The 16,165-nt window shown below is 56.7% G+C and carries 13 protein-coding genes; 10 read left to right on the top strand and 3 right to left on the bottom strand.

The features are described 5' to 3' along the window. Nucleotides 1–7 precede the first annotated feature (7 nt). From xylA to H4317_RS13205, 3 genes are read right to left on the bottom strand one after another with little or no spacing between them, the layout of a single operon-like run. The gene (xylA, locus tag H4317_RS13215; protein ID WP_185887057.1) at nucleotides 8–1,336 is read right to left on the bottom strand and encodes a xylose isomerase; all 1,329 of its coding nucleotides are present in this window, start codon (nucleotides 1,334–1,336) and stop codon (nucleotides 8–10) included. Between the two features lie 47 nt (nucleotides 1,337–1,383). Continuing rightward, on the bottom strand, nucleotides 1,384–2,907 hold the full coding sequence (locus H4317_RS13210; protein WP_185887056.1) for a xylulokinase: 1,524 nt from the start codon (nucleotides 2,905–2,907) through the stop codon (nucleotides 1,384–1,386). A gap of 48 nt (nucleotides 2,908–2,955) precedes the next feature. Further along, the gene (locus H4317_RS13205; protein WP_432805903.1) at nucleotides 2,956–4,635 is read right to left on the bottom strand and encodes a glycoside hydrolase family 43 protein; all 1,680 of its coding nucleotides are present in this window, start codon (nucleotides 4,633–4,635) and stop codon (nucleotides 2,956–2,958) included. Nucleotides 4,636–5,099: 464 nt separating this feature from the next. On the opposite strand from H4317_RS13205, the gene H4317_RS13200 reads away from it, so the two are divergent. From H4317_RS13200 to H4317_RS13155, 10 genes are all read left to right on the top strand, one after another. Continuing rightward, a complete protein-coding gene (locus H4317_RS13200) occupies nucleotides 5,100–5,423 on the top strand; it encodes a DUF983 domain-containing protein (protein WP_185887055.1) in 324 nt (107 codons plus the stop codon). A 194-nt stretch (nucleotides 5,424–5,617) separates the two neighbouring features. After that, nucleotides 5,618–6,460, top strand: coding sequence for an AraC family transcriptional regulator (locus H4317_RS13195; RefSeq protein ID WP_185887054.1), 843 nt, complete (start codon nucleotides 5,618–5,620; stop codon nucleotides 6,458–6,460). A 387-nt stretch (nucleotides 6,461–6,847) separates the two neighbouring features. After that, entirely contained in the window at nucleotides 6,848–8,245 is a 1,398-nt protein-coding gene (locus H4317_RS13190) for an undecaprenyl-phosphate glucose phosphotransferase (protein ID WP_185887053.1), read from the top strand. A gap of 70 nt (nucleotides 8,246–8,315) precedes the next feature. Beyond that, the gene (locus H4317_RS13185) at nucleotides 8,316–9,101 is read left to right on the top strand and encodes a WecB/TagA/CpsF family glycosyltransferase (protein WP_185887052.1); all 786 of its coding nucleotides are present in this window, start codon (nucleotides 8,316–8,318) and stop codon (nucleotides 9,099–9,101) included. 172 nt (nucleotides 9,102–9,273) lie between these two features. Beyond that, nucleotides 9,274–10,164, top strand: a complete 891-nt coding sequence (rfbF, locus tag H4317_RS13180; RefSeq protein WP_185887051.1) for a glucose-1-phosphate cytidylyltransferase — start codon at nucleotides 9,274–9,276, stop codon at nucleotides 10,162–10,164. 118 nt (nucleotides 10,165–10,282) lie between these two features. Continuing rightward, entirely contained in the window at nucleotides 10,283–11,362 is a 1,080-nt protein-coding gene (locus H4317_RS13175) for an NAD-dependent epimerase/dehydratase family protein (RefSeq protein WP_185887050.1), read from the top strand. 57 nt (nucleotides 11,363–11,419) lie between these two features. Next, nucleotides 11,420–11,974 carry a dTDP-4-dehydrorhamnose 3,5-epimerase gene (gene rfbC, locus H4317_RS13170; RefSeq protein WP_185887049.1) on the top strand — a complete coding sequence of 185 codons (555 nt, stop codon included), beginning with the start codon at nucleotides 11,420–11,422 and terminating at the stop codon, nucleotides 11,972–11,974. 89 nt (nucleotides 11,975–12,063) lie between these two features. Further along, nucleotides 12,064–13,416, top strand: a complete 1,353-nt coding sequence (locus tag H4317_RS13165; RefSeq protein ID WP_185887048.1) for an NAD(P)H-dependent oxidoreductase — start codon at nucleotides 12,064–12,066, stop codon at nucleotides 13,414–13,416. A gap of 189 nt (nucleotides 13,417–13,605) precedes the next feature. Next, entirely contained in the window at nucleotides 13,606–14,802 is a 1,197-nt protein-coding gene (locus tag H4317_RS13160) for a class I SAM-dependent methyltransferase (protein ID WP_221899160.1), read from the top strand. Nucleotides 14,803–14,864: 62 nt separating this feature from the next. Beyond that, the gene (locus H4317_RS13155; RefSeq protein WP_260625665.1) at nucleotides 14,865–16,145 is read left to right on the top strand and encodes a DUF4910 domain-containing protein; all 1,281 of its coding nucleotides are present in this window, start codon (nucleotides 14,865–14,867) and stop codon (nucleotides 16,143–16,145) included. Nucleotides 16,146–16,165 lie beyond the last annotated feature (20 nt).

Below are 16,165 nucleotides of genomic sequence, written 5' to 3'. Positions count from 1 at the left end.
AAAGCGCCTAAATATAGCGGTTAATCAGGTTCTCCAAATACTCCTGCTTGCCGCTGCGTACTTCCGGCTCACCGTTTTGGGCGGCATAGTCGCGGAGTTGCTCCAGCGTCAGCTGGCCCTGCTCGAAGGCTTTGCCTTCACCCGAGTCGAAGGAGGCGTAGCGCTCCTGCCGGATTTTGCGGTAGTCGGACTTCTGCAGAATGTTGTCGGCAGTGATGAGGGCGCGGGCGAAGATGTCCATGCCGCCCACGTGTGCGTGGAACAGATCTACCGGGTCGGTGGAGTTGCGGCGAATTTTGGCGTCGAAGTTGATGCCGCCACCCTGTAGCCCGCCGGCTTCCAGAATCACGAGCATGGACTCGGTTAGCTCGTAGATGTCGTTCGGGAACTGGTCGGTGTCCCAGCCGTTCTGGTAGTCGCCGCGGTTGGCATCAATGCTGCCCAGCAGGCCGGCGTCGGCCGCTACCTGCAGTTCGTGCTGAAACGTGTGGCCCGCCAGCGTGGCGTGGTTTACCTCCAGATTCAGCTTGAAATCGTCGAGCAAATCGTACTGGCGCAGGAACCCGATGACGGTGGCCGCATCGTAGTCGTACTGGTGCTTGGTAGGCTCCATTGGCTTGGGCTCGATGAAAAATGTGCCCTTGAACCCGTTGCGGCGGGCATAGTCCTTGGCCGTGTGCAGGAATTTGGCAAAGTGCTCTTGCTCGCGCTGCATGTTGGTGTTAAGCAGGGTCATGTAGCCTTCGCGGCCACCCCAAAACACGTAGTTTTCGCCGCCCAGCTCAATGGTAGCATCAATAGCGGCCTTCACCTGCGCCGCGCCGTGGGCCAGCACATGGAAATCGGGGTTGGTGCTGGCGCCGTTCATGTAGCGGCGGTGCGAAAACAGATTGGCCGTGCCCCACAGCAGTTTGAGGCCGGTTTCTTGCTGTTTCTGCTTGGCATACTGCACCATAGTCTGCAGCCGCCGCTCATTTTCGGCAATGTCGTTGCCGTAGTCCACCACATCCACGTCGTGGAAGCAGTAGTAGGGCAGGTTCAGCTTGGTCAGGAACTCGAAGGCCGCATCCATTTTGGCTTTGGCGCGGGCAATCGGGTCGGAGTTCGTGTCCCAGGGAAAGAGGTGAGTGGCTTCGCCGAAGGGGTCGGCACCGGAGCCGTTGAACGAGTGCCAGTAGGCTCCGGCGAAGCGCAGCCACTCTTTCATGGGCTTGCCCGCCACTACGCGCTTTTCGTCGTACCAGCGGAAGGCCAGCGGATTGTCGGATTCCAGCCCTTCAAACTGAATTTGCGGGATGGTAGAAAACAGACTGTTCTTTTCGAGGACCAGACTCATGATAACAAGGGGTTGAGTGAAAGCAAAAAGAAATACCGTGCCGCTGATTAGCGCGCCGCTGAGTCGAGAAGGAGGGAGGGAACAGTCGCCTGGTCGAGGTGCAGCAACAGTTGCGCTTTCCATTGCTGATACACGCCTTCGTACACGGCCGAATTCACGTCTGGCCGGACGGTGCGCAAGGGCTGCATGTGGCGGAATGCCTCGTCGGGAGTAGTGTACACGCCCGCTCCAATGCCCGCACCCAGCGCGGCGCCCATGCTGCCATCAGTCTGGTAAAGCTCCACGGCCAGCCCGGTGCTGTTCACGAATGCCTGCGTGAAGACTTCGCTCAAGAACATATTGGTGTGGCCGGCTTTCACGACGGTAGGGTGCAAACCTCCTTCGCGCATCAGGTCCAGGCCATAGCGAAACGCAAACGCCACCCCTTCCTGCGCCGCTCGTAGCATGTGCGCTGCCCCGTGTAGGTTCAGGTCGAGCCCCTGGAAATGTGCTCCTACAGGCTGATTGGCCAGCATCCGCTCCACGCCATTGCCGAAGGGCAGGCACAGCAAGCCCGCGGCGCCGGGCGCTATGGCAGCAGCCCGCTCGTTGGCTTCCGGGTACGTTAGCTCGTGGGCCACTGTTTGCTTGGCCCAACGGTTCATGCTGCCGGTGCCGTTGATGCAAAGCAATACGCCCAGCCGCTGCTGCTCCCGCGTATGGTTAACGTGGGCAAACGGATTGACACGTGACTGCGCATCGACAAACAGCTGGTCCGTGACGGCATAAATTACGCCCGACGTGCCGGCTGTGGCAGCTACTTCACCCGGCCGCAGCACATTCAGCGACAGGGCGTTATTGGGTTGGTCGCCGGCTTTGTAGGTAACCGGAATACCTGCCCGCAGACCTAGTTCCTCGGCTACCATTTCGCGCACGTAGCCGTGCGGCGCAAACACGTCGTGCACCGGCGGAATCAGGCTCTTGTCGAACCCAAAGAAGTCAAATACTTCTTCGGACAGGGCGTGACGCTCGAAGTCCCAGAAGATACCTTCAGACAACGCCGAAATACTGGTGGTAGTCTCGCCCGTGAGTTGCAGCGCCAGAAAGTCGCCGGGCAGCATGATTTTGTCGATGCGGGCGTAGGTTTCTGGCTCGTGTTCTTTCACCCAGGCCAGCTTAGCCGCTGTGAAGTTGCCAAGTGAATTCAGCAGGTGGCTCTGGCAATACTCGGCTCCAATAGTGTGCAAGGCCGCCTCGCCGTAGGGCACCGCCCGGCTGTCGCACCAGATAATAGCGTCGCGCAACGGCTGATGGTCCTTGTCGACTACCACTAGGCCATGCATCTGGTAGGCAATGCCGATGGCACCGATGTCCTGCGGATTGTAGCGCTGCGTGGCATGGGCTTTGAGAATGGCTTGGCGGGCATCGAGCCACCACTGGCGCGGGTCCTGTTCAGCCCAGCCCGGCTGCCGCGTCAGAATTTCGCGCTCCGTCTCGGGGTAGCTCACCGAGGCCAAGCACTGCTGGGTCTGTGCATCTACCACCGATACTTTGATGGATGAAGTGCCGAGGTCTATTCCGAGAAGAAGCATGGTAAGGACTGTGGTAGTTGTCGGTATCTGATGTTGCGCCGAGTGCTCTTACTCGATGCGGAACCAGTCAATGTCGGCGTTGCCGGAGTCGTTGAACTTGGCGGCGCGGGTGCAAAACAGACCTACTTTGGCTCCAATCCATTTGCCCTCCACTGCCTGAAACTCGGTTCCCAGTGGCTGGAACTGCTGCCCATCGAAGCTGTAGCTAAACTGGCATTTGGCGCCCGGCTTCACGGCCACGCGCAGATATATCGGCTGGTTGGGCTGCGGCACTGCTACCGGCGCCGTGGTGGTTTCCGGGCTGCCTTTGTCGGCTTTGCGGCACACGCTCTGGCTGAGCTGTAGCTTGCCGCCTTGGTTGGTAAGCGAGATGTAAGCGTAGTCGAGGCCCATCATCACCAGCCCCAGCTTCTCACCCTCGGCCCGCGACTGATACGAGAGCTTGGTGGTAGCGGTGAAGGTTTCGGCGGGAAGCTTTTGCAGCAGCAGGTTTGGCAGTTGCCACAAGTTCTTGTAGTCCTCGGGCAAAGGCATAGCATAGAGGCGCAGATAGCCCTGCGGCCCGTTCAAAAAGGCCCAATAGTCCTGCGGATTGGCGTGCCACTGCCATTGCAGGCCCAGTTGGTTGCTACTGAACTCATCAGAAGTGGCGGGCGTGGCTAGCGGTTGGGGTTTGCCTTTGATGCGCGGCTTGCGGTGGATTAGTACCGGTTGGCCTTTGCCGTCGCCATCTGCATCCTCGCCAATCACTGGCCAGTCGTTTTTCCAAACCATGGGCTGCAAATGCACGACGCGGCCATACGGGCCTTGGTCCTGGAAGTGCAGAAACCAATCCTCACCCATATCCGTGTCTACCCAGGCACCTTGGTGCGGGCCGTTGATGGGCGTTTTGCCCTGGTCCATAACAATCCGCTCTTCGTAGGGGCCATATACATTTTTGGAGCGCAGCACTAGCTGCCAGCCGGTAGGTACGCCGCCGGCCGGCGCAAAAATATAGTAGTAGCTATTGCGCTTATAAAATTTGGGCCCTTCCAGCGTCGGATGCGCGGCGTGGCCATCGAATACCAGCGCATCGGCCCCAGTCAAACTCAAGCCGTCGGCCGCCATAGGCGAAACGGCTAAGATGGTCTTAATACCGGCCCTGGAACCCGCGAAACCGTGCACTAAGTAGGCGTTACCGTCTTCATCCCAGAGAGGGCAGGGGTCAATCCAGCCTTTGGCTTCTTTAATGCAGACCGGTGTTGACCATGGGCCAGCCGGATTTTTTGCCTTGGTCACAAAGATGCCTAGGTCCGGGTCAGGGTAATAGATGTAGAACTCCTTGTTATGGTAGCGCAGGGCCGGGGCCCACACTCCGTTGCCATGTTGTGGCTCGATGTAACGGGTTTTAGGCAATTGCTCCTGAAAAGCCGCTCCAATCAATGTCCAGTTAATCAAATCTTTGGAGTGCAGAATTTGCAGGCCTGGCGCCGAGTTGAAACTGGAGGAAGTTAGGTAAAAGTCACTGCCCACCCGAATGGCATCAGGGTCAGAGTAGTCGGCGTACAGCACCGGATTTTTATAGATGCCATTGCCCAAGTCGGGCACCCACACTTTCGAAAGGCTAGCTGCCGACTGTGCCTGAACTGATATGGGCAGCAGCAACATGACTAGTGCTATGCCCATGAACAGCCTCCCAATACCTTGCACAGACTGAATGAAAAGCAAGGGGCGAGGTAGCAGCAGCATAGATGAAATGGGAGGAGCCAACAAGGAGTAGAACAGGGGCAACAATAGTGACTTATGACAAATATAAAGTTTTCGGAAACGTTTCCGAATATAAGATCATAATAAATGTTTTATTGAGTAGCGTGCTTTAAACTGACTTCGGAAACGTTTCCGTAAAATAAAGATTGCTCTGATTAATACTGAGCTAACATTACTGAGTCGTAGTAAAGGAAGGGTATGATTCCAAGAACAACGTATGCTCCTAGTGGCGGTAAGTAGATTACAAATCGTTGATTTGTGCGGTAGGTACCCGCCTCTGTGCCTTATTCTGCTTTGAAAGCGTACGTAGCTTTGTATCAACCTAAGTTTCTACAGTTATGAAGCCGATTGAATCTTCTACTCTGGCTCTTCTGGATCTACGCTGCCCACGGTGTCATCAAGGGAAGTTGTTCTCGCATCCTGCTTATTCCACCAAGTTCGCTGAAATGCCTGCGCACTGCCCCGTCTGCAACGTGGCGTATGAGCCTGAACCGGGCTTCTACTGGGGAGCTATGTTTGTGAGCTATGGCTTTTCGGTAGCCATTTTTGCGCTTAGTGGAGTGCTGTGCTATTACCTGCTGAACGACCCCGCCGTATGGGTATATGTGCTGACAGTAGCTGTTATTGTACTGGCCACCACCCCCCTCGTATTGCGTTATTCGCGGGCTTTGATGCTGTATCTGTTTGGCGGTATTTCCTATAACCCGCGTTTGAATGAGCCTACCAATCAACAGCTCGATTCCGTCGTAAACCATTCAGATTTCAACTGAGAGTCGCTTGCTGCTCAGGAATATCGATAGCAAGCGTACTGCTATCAGCTTATAGAATTCAGCGGAAGTGGCCGGTGTGAGAGAAAGTGCATCTCAAGCTTTGTGTAGTTTGCGGGCAAACTAAATCCGGCCACTAACCAGTCTCAGGACGGGGCTGCTACCGCATGAAATCCCATAGCCTTCCTGTTCTTGATTTGGGTGCATTTCCCGGACAACACAATGCCCGGCAGTATTATATAGAACGGCTGGAGTTGCATGTGGCCCAGTTTCCGATGGTGAGTGAGCCGCACGCACACGATTTTTACCTGTTACTCTATATTACGCAAGGCCAGGGCAGCCATACGATAGACCTGATAACGTATGACTTGCGGGCCGGAAGCCTTTTTTTTCTGGTGCCAGGGCAAGCGCATTCCTGGGTGCTACCTGCCGATATCGAAGGATACATTCTGTTTTTCACGGCTGATTTTTATCTGCAGCAATACCCTGCTGCTCGTCTGGCTGAATATCCCTTTTTCAATCCGGGCCATCAGCCAGTGTTGTACCTGCCCCCCAACGAGGAAATATTACTACCGCTGTTCCGGCGAGTTTATCTGGAACGTGAAAACGGAGCATCCGCTCCTAACCATTCCCTTGTCGTAGGGGCCTACTTATTCTTGTGCCTAGAGCTGGCTACCCGGCATTATGCGTATGTGCCACAGGAGCAGGCTTCTTATGCGCTGCTGCAAATCAGGGAGTTTGGACTACTGCTCAACCAGCACTTCCGAACCGAAAAAACAGTGCGCTATTATGCCGAAAAGCTGCATCTGACGGCCAATCATCTGAATGCCATTTGTCGACGCATGCTGAACAAAACAGCCAGCCGTCTGATTCAGGAACGGGTAATTGCGGAGGCCACCCGCTTGCTTATTCATTCTGCGCAACCAGTGGCCCAAATAGCTTACGCGGTAGGGTTTGATGACGCTTCCTACTTCGCTCGCTATTTCAAAAGGCATACTGGCCAGGCTCCTGATTCTTTCCGACACAACAGCACCCGTTGAAGTAAGCAGGGCTTGTGGTTACCCAGTTTATAATGAGCAGCTAAGGCTTGATAGCAATGGTTTTGGCCGAGCCAGGGCAGCATGTAGCCACCCAGACTTGAGGGAACATGGGGTCATTGGCCAAGTAAGGGTATCAAAAGAGCCGCTTTCTACATGATGTATGTACCAACACGCAGATAAGCAGGGTCTTATAAACTAGTGGAATGATAAACGCATTTCGCTAATACAGAATCATTTGCAGATTGTCTTATCCTATTGAGAAAAAAAGTCATATAAAATATTGATTAAAGAATAAAAAATTGTTTCTTTGTCATATAGCCGCTCCGAATTCCAACCTACCGTTCCCGCTTCCCGCTTGGTATTAACCTTTGCTCATGTTGCTTAACCATGGAACGCTACAGACACTACACGGATGCCTCGCGCTTCGTTTTGTTGCTAGTCGATGTGCTCCTTATTTACGGAGCTTTCCGAGTCGCTGGCCGTATCCAGTTGGATAGCTGGGCTTTTGCTGGCTACTACCCCTATTTCTTCGTCATCTTTGTGTTGCTCTGGTGGATACTATCCAGCCAGTATGCTAACATCTACCGCGTCGACCGGCTTATTACCTACCCGGAGAAGCTGCTGTACCTGATGCGGACATTCCTGCTGCACGCCACCATTGTACTGCTGGCTGTAGTCGCAGGCCAAATGAAATGGCCGCCTGTGCAGTACCTGTTTTCGGTGTATAGCCTCTCGATGGTTGGAGTGGTGTCGGGGAGGTTTCTGATAACGTTTCTCAACCGCTCGTATCACCAGCACGTGGCCATGGCGAGTAGCCGCTTCGTGATAGTGGGTACCAGCGACAGTGGGCAGGAGCTGTACCGCTTTCTGGCTTCCCACGATCCTATCAGCAACAAGTTTATGGGCTTCTTCTCGGATGAAGCCGCTCCCGCATCCGTGAAGCCGCTATTACGCGGCCGGCTTGCCGATCTGAAGGAGTTCTGCCTGAACGAGCAAGTGAATGATATCTACTTCGCGCTTCCCCTCGACCGGCATCATCTCATCGAAGAACTGTCGCAGTTTGCTGACGAGCATTTCCTGTCGTTCCGTATCGTGCCCGACTTCCGGGGAACGATGCGTAAGGATGTAAACGTGTATTTCTACGACCATCTGCCCATCCTTACTATCCGGAATGAGCCGCTTGGTATGCGTACCAATCAGGTGCTGAAGCGCATCTTCGATATTGCGTTTTCCGGCTTGGTTATCTGCACCATATTTCCTATAATCATGCCGGTGCTGGCTCTGCTTATTAAGCTTGACTCGCCAGGACCGGTCTTCTTCAAGCAACTGCGGCCCGGCAAGCACAACCAGTTGTTTCCGTGCTACAAGCTGCGCACCATGCGCTCCGACCACGGCCGCACCGAGCTTCAGGCCACCAAGAATGATGTGCGTGTAACCCGCGTTGGGCAGTATCTGCGCAAGTACAACTTAGACGAGCTGCCACAGTTCTTCAATGTGCTGCTGGGGCACATGTCGGTGGTAGGGCCGCGCCCCAATATGGTGTCGCAGCTGGAAGAGTACAGCAAGCATATCCGCACCTATCAGTTGCGGCACGCCGTAACGCCTGGCATTACGGGCTACGCACAGGTGAATGGCTACCGCGGCGAAACCCGCGAGGCAGGCACCATGGAAAAGCGGGTAGAATACGACCTGAAGTATGTCGAGAATTGGACGTTCGGGCTGGACCTCAAGATTATAGGCCAGACGGTCTGGAACATGGTGCGTGGCGAGAAAAACGCCTACTAAGTGGTGCTTAGGTGCCCATACCTGCCCATACCTGCCCAGTAACTCAATCGACAACCCAACCAGTTAGGGCATGCTTCTCAAACGCTATGTACTGGACTCGCGCATCTCAACCGGAACGGCGCCGGAGTTTATAGACGCCATTCTGCAGTTGGGCGAGGCCCGCTGTTCTGCCTATGTCTGCTTCACCAACGTGCATATGCTGGTTGAAGCGCACACCAATCCTGGCTTTCAGGAAGTTTTGAATCAGGCCGCAATTGCGGCACCCGATGGCAGCCCAATTGCAGCTGCTGTGGGCTGGTTCAACCAAGGCCAGCAGCAGGAGCGGGTAGCCGGTATGGATTTGCTGCCGGCGCTACTCGTCGAAGCTGCGCAGCGTGGGCAGTCGGTGTATTTCTATGGCACTACTGGAAATGTATTGGAAGCTATAGTGGCACGGGCAAAACGAGAGCTGCCCACGCTACGCATTGCTGGTACGCATGCGCCTCCGTTTCGTCCGCTCACGCCTGAAGAGGATGAGGCTGAGGTGGCGGCCATCAACCAAGCCGATCCGGACCTGCTGTTCGTGGCACTGGGCTGTCCTCGCCAAGAAAACTGGATGGCCAGCCACCATGGACGCGTGCGAGCTTGCATGCTGGGTGTCGGGCAGGCTTTCCACGTCTACGCCGGCTTGGAGCGCCGCCTACCAGTGTGGGCGCGGCGGCTCTGGCTGGAATGGGCGTACCGGCTCTGGCTGGAGCCCCGTCGGCTTTGGCGACGCTACCTCGTTACCAACAGCCGCTTTGTGTACATCGTGCTCCGGCGAACGGTAGCGCAGTATGTGGGTCGTCCAGCCCATTCAGCAGTTCGATATGAATGAACTATATCAATTTATATTTTGACTTATATAAAAATAATTAATAATTAATATTGACAATATTATAATTATATATATCTTTCACTAGCCCAGGATACGTGCTTGGTATGATAAATACCGCCTGAGCTGGAAGTTGAGTGGTCTAGTCCCGTTTTCTCCTCAAGCAGTACTAATCATGAAAGCAGTCATTTTAGCGGGGGGCTATGGTACCCGCATCAGCGAAGAAAGCGGGGTAAGACCGAAGCCTATGGTGGAAATAGGCGGCAAGCCCATCCTCTGGCACATCATGAAAATTTATGCCCACCATGGCATCCACGACTTCGTGATTTGCTGCGGCTACAAAGGCCACATGATTAAGCAGTATTTCTCCGACTATTTCCTGCACAACGCCGATGTAACGTTCCGGATGGACCGCAATGAAATGCAGGTACACCGTAATAATACCGAGCCGTGGAATGTGACGCTGGTAGACACCGGCCAGGAAACTATGACGGGTGGCCGCTTGCGCCGCGTACGTGAATATCTGGATGACAGCACCTTCTGCCTGACATACGGCGACGGAGTGGGCAACGTAGATATTCGTTCCGCTATTCGTTTCCATAAGGAACAGGGGACCTTGGCCACCCTCACGGCGGTGCGGCAGCCCGGCCGTTTTGGGGTTTTCAACCTGCATGACAATTCCGAGCAGGTTGAAAGCTTCACGGAAAAGCCTGAAGGGGCTGAAACGCCCTGGATAAATGGCGGCTTCTTTGTGCTGGAGCCCCGCGTGCTGAACTACATAGACAGTGACGACACCATGTGGGAAAAAGCCCCCATGGAACGGCTGGCAAACGAAGGACAACTGGCCGCATTCCGCCACACCGGTTTCTGGCAGCCCATGGACACGCTGCGCGACCGGAACATGCTGGAGGAACTTTGGCAGAAAGGCCAAGCCAAGTGGAAGGTCTGGGATAATGCTCCTGCAGCCGAAGCTCCCGACCCCGTACTGGCCGAAATTATGGCTGCCCCGGTGCTAGCTCCCGAAGGCCAGCGCGTAGCGGCACCTACCATTATGCCGGCCAGCTAACGCCCCCCCAACTTACGAGCAAAAATATTCGAGCCAGCTCCGTGCTGCTGGCCGCATGGGCGGCGCCTAGCCTGTTCGCTGCCATTCATACCTGCCTTTCAACCTGTAATTCTTCGAGATGAACCGCATCCTTATCACTGGCAACATGGGCTATGTAGGGCCCGGCGTTGTGCGGCACCTTCGCCGTCAGTTTCCCCAAGCCGAGCTGATTGGCTACGACATGGGTTTCTTTGCTCACTGCCTGACCGGCGCCACGCGTCTGCCGGAATCGAGGCTGGACCGCCAGATTTTCGGCGACGTGCGCCACTTGCCCACTGACCTGCTGCAGGGAGTAGATGCCATTGTACATCTATCGGCTATCAGCAATGACCCCATGGGCCAGACGTATGAGGATGTGACCATGGAAGTAAACCACCGGGCTGGTATCTGGCTGGCGCGGCGGGCGAAGGCAGCCGGGGTGCGCACGTTTGTGTTTGCCAGTTCCTGCAGTATTTATGGGGCCGGCGGCGAAGGCGCCAAAACCGAAGACTCAGAAGTGAACCCGCTGACAGCCTATGCCCGCTCCAAAGTGATGAGCGAGCAGGACCTGCGCCCGCTGGCCGACGACGACTTTTGCGTGACCTGCCTGCGGTTTGCCACGGCTTGCGGCTGGAGCGACCGGCTACGCCTGGATCTGGTAGTAAACGACTTTGTGGCGGGTGCAGTGGCTTCCGGCGACATCAATATCTTGAGCGACGGGACGCCGTGGCGGCCCCTGATTCATGTGCAGGATATGGCCCGCGGCATCGAGTGGGCATTGCGCCGCGACGCCAGCTACGGAGGGGCTTTCCTAGCCATCAATACCGGCTGCGACGCCTGGAACTACCAAGTGCGCGACTTGGCACATGCCATTGCCGAAATCATTCCGGGTACGAAGGTGAGTCTGAACGCCGCCGCTCCGCCCGACAAACGCTCGTACCGCGTCGATTTCAGCCTGTACCGCGACATGGCTCCCGAATACCAGCCGCTACGCACCCTGCACGATACCATTGCCGAACTGCGCGACGGATTGCTGGCTATGAACTTCCGGGACGCTTCGTTCCGCTCTTCGCAGCTCATGCGCCTGCGGGTGCTTACCAGCCTGCGCGAGTCCGGCGAGCTGACCGATGAGCTGACCTGGGCGCAAGTGGCCGCCGCGCCAGCTGCCGTGCTTGCGTAGCCGATTTCCTGCAACCGATACCCCCACCGTACTCACACCTGATTAATGACTTCCCGTATGATTTTCACCGAAACCGAGTTGGCTGGCGCGTTTATCATTGATGTAGAACGCATGTCCGATGAGCGGGGCTTCTTCGCTCGTTCCTGGTGCGAAGATGAGTTTGCTGCTCATGGCATTCTGATGCCGCCGCTCCAGGCCAACGTCTCCTCAAACCCGACAAAGGGTACGCTACGCGGTATGCACTTCCAGCTGGCGCCGCACGAAGAAACCAAGCTGGTACGCTGCACACGCGGGGCCATCTACGATGTCATCGTGGACCTGAGGGAAGAGTCGCCGACCTATGGGCAGTGGCTGGGAGTGGAGCTGACGGCGGACTCGTTCCGGATGCTGTTCGTGCCGGCCCGTTTCGCGCACGGCTTCATCACCCTCACCGACAATACCGACGTGTGCTACCAAGTATCGGCGAAATATGCTCCCGGCTCTGAGCGCGGCCTGCGCTGGGACGACCCGGCCATCGGTATCGAGTGGCCCCTCAAGCCGGTGCTGGTATCGGAGAAGGACCGCAGCCATCCGGGTTTTGAGCTACGCGTGCCCGAAGAGGTAAGTAACTAAGCAAGGGGAAGAAACGGTGTTTTCTGTGGCAGTGCCATCAGAAGTGTCAGTTTCCCCATTGTACTCCCCATTTTTCATTGAATCAGCGCATGATCATCATTGACAAAGCTCTGGAAAAACGGCAGCGCGACGGAAACCCGATTCGGGTGGGCATGATTGGGGCCGGCTTTATGGCGCGCGGTGTAGCCCGGCAGATTTGCCGTTATGTGCCCGGCATGAAGCTGGTGGCCATTGCCAATCGGAACCCGGAACGGGCGCGTAGCATCTATGCTGAGGCGGGCGTAGCCGACGTGCGCGAAGTAGCATCGGTGGCGCAGCTGGAGACCTGCATAGCATTGGGGCAGCCCGCCATTACCGACGACGCGTTGCTGCTGAGTCGCGCCGCCGGAATAGATGCCATTATCGAAGTGACTGGCGCCGTGGAGCATGGAGCCCATGTGGTGCTGGAAGCTATTCGGCACAACAAGCACATCATCCTGCTGAATGCCGAACTGGACGGTACCGTGGGGCCTATTCTCAAGGTATATGCCGACCAGGCCGGAGTAATCTACTCCGTGGCGGATGGCGACCAGCCGGGCGTAACACTCAATTTGGCGCGCTTCGTGAAAGGACTGGGAGTGACGCCGGTCTTGTGCGGCAACATCAAAGGCCTCCACGACCCGTACCGCAACCCTACTACCCAGGAAGGCTTTGCGCGACAGTGGGGCCAAAACCCGAGTATGGTAACTAGCTTCGCCGACGGCAGCAAAATCAGCTTCGAGCAGGCTGTTATTGCTAATGCGCTGAACATGCGCGTGGCGCGGCGGGGAATGCTGGGGCCTACGGTGGAGCCTGGCACACCCATCAGCAAAGCCGCCGAATGGTACCCGCACGAGTTGCTGCTTGGCGGTGGCCCCGGCCTCGTCGATTATGTGGTGGGAGCGGAGCCGAGTCCCGGTGTATTCGTGCTGGGCACCATCGACGACCCGGTGCAACAGCATTACCTGAAGCTTTACAAACTGGGTCCCGGCCCGCTCTACTGCTTCTACACGCCCTACCATCTCTGCCACTTCGAGACGCCGACTACGGTGGCCCGCGCCGTGCTGTTCCAGGATGCCGCCCTGGCCCCGGCGGGCCCCATGCGCGTGGAAGTCGTGACGGCCGCCAAAGTGCCGCTGTTTGCCGGCCAAGTGCTCGATGGCATCGGCCACTACCATACCTACGGGCTGGCCGAAAACGCCGACATCACCCAGCGCGAAAACCTGCTGCCTATTGGTGTGGCCGAGGGCTGCACGCTTCGCCACGATGTCGAGCGTGACCAAGTGCTGACTTACAACGATGTAATACTGCCGGAGGGTCGCCTCATAGACCAATTGCGGGCTGAGCAGACCGCGTATTTTCAAAATAGCCAGCCCTTCCTGAATTCCCCAACGCTTGCCGATCCTCCATCGATGCTTCGGTGAGCCGCCGTTCTTGCCACTACTGATCTACCTTCCCCAATGGACAAGCTTATGTCTTCTCTGCCCACCTACTCTGCCGTGGCATTGCCTGTTGTAGCACCAGCAGAGCTTACTACAAAGCAACCTGCACTACGGTCCAAGCCAATTGAACCTCCGGCTAGTCCCTGCCGGTTCTGCGGCGCTCCTCTTGATGTGACGTTCGTTGATCTGGGAACGTCGCCGCTATGCCAAAACCATGTGCGGCCGCACGAGTTCAACTGCGCCGAGCCGTTTTATCCACTGCATGCACGGGTATGCCGGGAGTGCTTTTTGGTGCAGCTTGATGAGTTTGTAACATCCGAGGAGATATTCCAGAACGATTACGCCTACTTCTCCTCGTATTCGGCCTCCTGGCTCCGGCACGCCAGCCGCTACACCGATATGGCTGCCACGCGTTTCGGCCTGAACGCCCAAAGCCTGGTGGTAGAAGTGGCTTCTAACGACGGCTACCTACTGCAATATTTCGTGGCCAAGGATATTCCGGTGCTGGGAGTGGAGCCGGCACTGAATGTAGCCGAAGTAGCCCGCAGCAAAGGCATCAATACGCTGGGACGCTTCTTCGGGCGTGAAACAGCGCAGTATATAGCTGCCACCAGTGGCCAGGCCGACCTGCTTCTCGGCAACAATGTGCTGGCCCACGTTCCCGATATCAATGATTTTGTGGCTGGTATGCAACTGCTGCTCAAGCCCAACGGCGTTATCACCATGGAGTTTCCGCATCTGCTGCGGCTCATGGAGGGCAACCAGTTCGATACTGTCTACCATGAGCACTTCAGCTACCTGTCGTTTTACACGGTAGAGCGCATCTTCGCGCATCATGGCCTTACGCTGTTTGATGTAGAGGAGCTACCTACGCATGGTGGTTCGCTACGCATCTACGCCCGGCACACCGGCTGCACAGAATGGCCCCTGAGTGAGCGGGTAGCGGAGCTCCGGAACCGGGAACTGGCTGCCGGCGTCACCGACCTGACGTATTACGCCGACTTCGAGGAAAAAGCCAAAGAGACGAAGCGGAAGCTGCTGGAGTTTCTGATTGAGGCAAAACGGGCCGGCAAAACGGTAGTAGGCTATGGTGCTCCCGGTAAGGGAAACACCCTGCTTAATTACTGCGGCATCCGCACCGACTTTCTGGATTACACAGTGGATGTGAGCCCGCACAAGCAAGGCAATTTTCTGCCCGGTACCCGTATTCCTATCTGCCATCCAGACCGGATTTGGGATACCCAGCCCGATTATGTACTGATTCTGCCCTGGAACCTGCGTGAGGAAATAATGGACCAGATGGCCGGTATCCGAGAGTGGGGCGGCCGGTTTGTGGTGCCCATTCCGGAGGTACAGGTGTTTGAGTAGCCTTCTTGATGGAAACGACCAGCCCAGTACTACCGCCGGCTATCCTTGAGGCAGGAACAGATATGCATGCCCTGTTGGCCCGGCTGTTTCCTATCTGCCGGAGCATCACCGGCAACGGAGTCCGCCAGACGTTGGCCATCGTGCAGGAATATCTGCCCGCTCTGCAGCTACACGAGGTGCCCAGTGGCACACCAGCCCTCGACTGGCAGGTGCCTGCGGAGTGGAACATTCGGGATGCCTGGGTGAAAAATGCGGCCGGAGAACGGGTCATCGACTTCCGGCAGCACAATCTGCACGTGGTAGGGTACAGCACACCCGTGCGGGGGTGGTTTTCGCGGCAGGAACTGGATGAGCACCTGTTTTCATTGCCCGAGCAGCCAGATCTGCTTCCCTACCGCACCAGCTACTATCAGCCCACCTGGGGTTTTTGCCTCAGCCACCAGCACCGGCTGGCACTGCAGGATGCATATTACGAGGTCTGTATCGATAGCACCATCGATGAGCAGGGCTTCCTGACCTACGGCGAACTGGAGTTGCCAGCTACTGAAGCAGGCGAAAACCCTGCGGACGAGGTGCTATTTTCCTGCCATTGCTGCCACCCTTCACTAGCCAACGACAACCTTTCGGGGCTGGTAGTGGCCGTGGCGCTGGCCCAGGCCCTGGCCGCCCAGCCTGTGCGCCGCTACACGTACCGCTTCGTGTTTGGCCCCGGCACTATCGGAAGCATTGTCTGGCTTTCCCGCAATCCGGAGGCCACAGCCCGTATCCGGCACGGCTTGGTGCTTACCCTGCTAGGTGGCCCAGGGCCGTTTACCTATAAACAAAGCCGCCGCGGTGGTGCCGCCGTAGACCGGGTCGTAGCCCTGGCCTTGCGCGATACTGCCGTGGCGCACAATACAAGGCCCTGGCTGCCCTATGGCTACGATGAGCGCCAATACTGCTCGCCCGGGTTCAATCTGCCAGTAGGATGTTTGTCGCGCACGCCATTTGGCGAGTTTCCGGAGTATCATACCTCTGCCGACAACCTGCACTTTGTCCAGCCCAAGCAGCTTAGCGAAGCGCGGGCGCTGTTGCTGCGCATATGCGGTATTTTCGAACACGACCAAGTGTACCGCAACCTGCGGCCGTATGGCGAGCCGCAGCTGGGCCGGCGCGGCCTGTACAAAGGTATCGGTGGAGGCCTGGAAGGACAGGAGTGGCAGATGGCTTTGCTCTGGGTGCTGAGCCTGTCCGACGGCGACCATAGCCTGGTAGCGGTGGCTGAGCAGGCCAACCTGCCGTTTGAGCTGCTGCATCGGGCCGCCGAGGCCCTGGCCGCTACCGATTTACTGGCCCCTGTTTAGGCCTTTCTCAACACTATTGC

The organism is Hymenobacter sediminicola, from assembly GCF_014250515.1.
GTDB lineage: Bacteria > Bacteroidota > Bacteroidia > Cytophagales > Hymenobacteraceae > Hymenobacter > Hymenobacter sediminicola.
The sequence above is the reverse complement of the archived record's forward strand: the minus strand, read 5'-3'. Positions and strand labels throughout refer to the sequence as shown.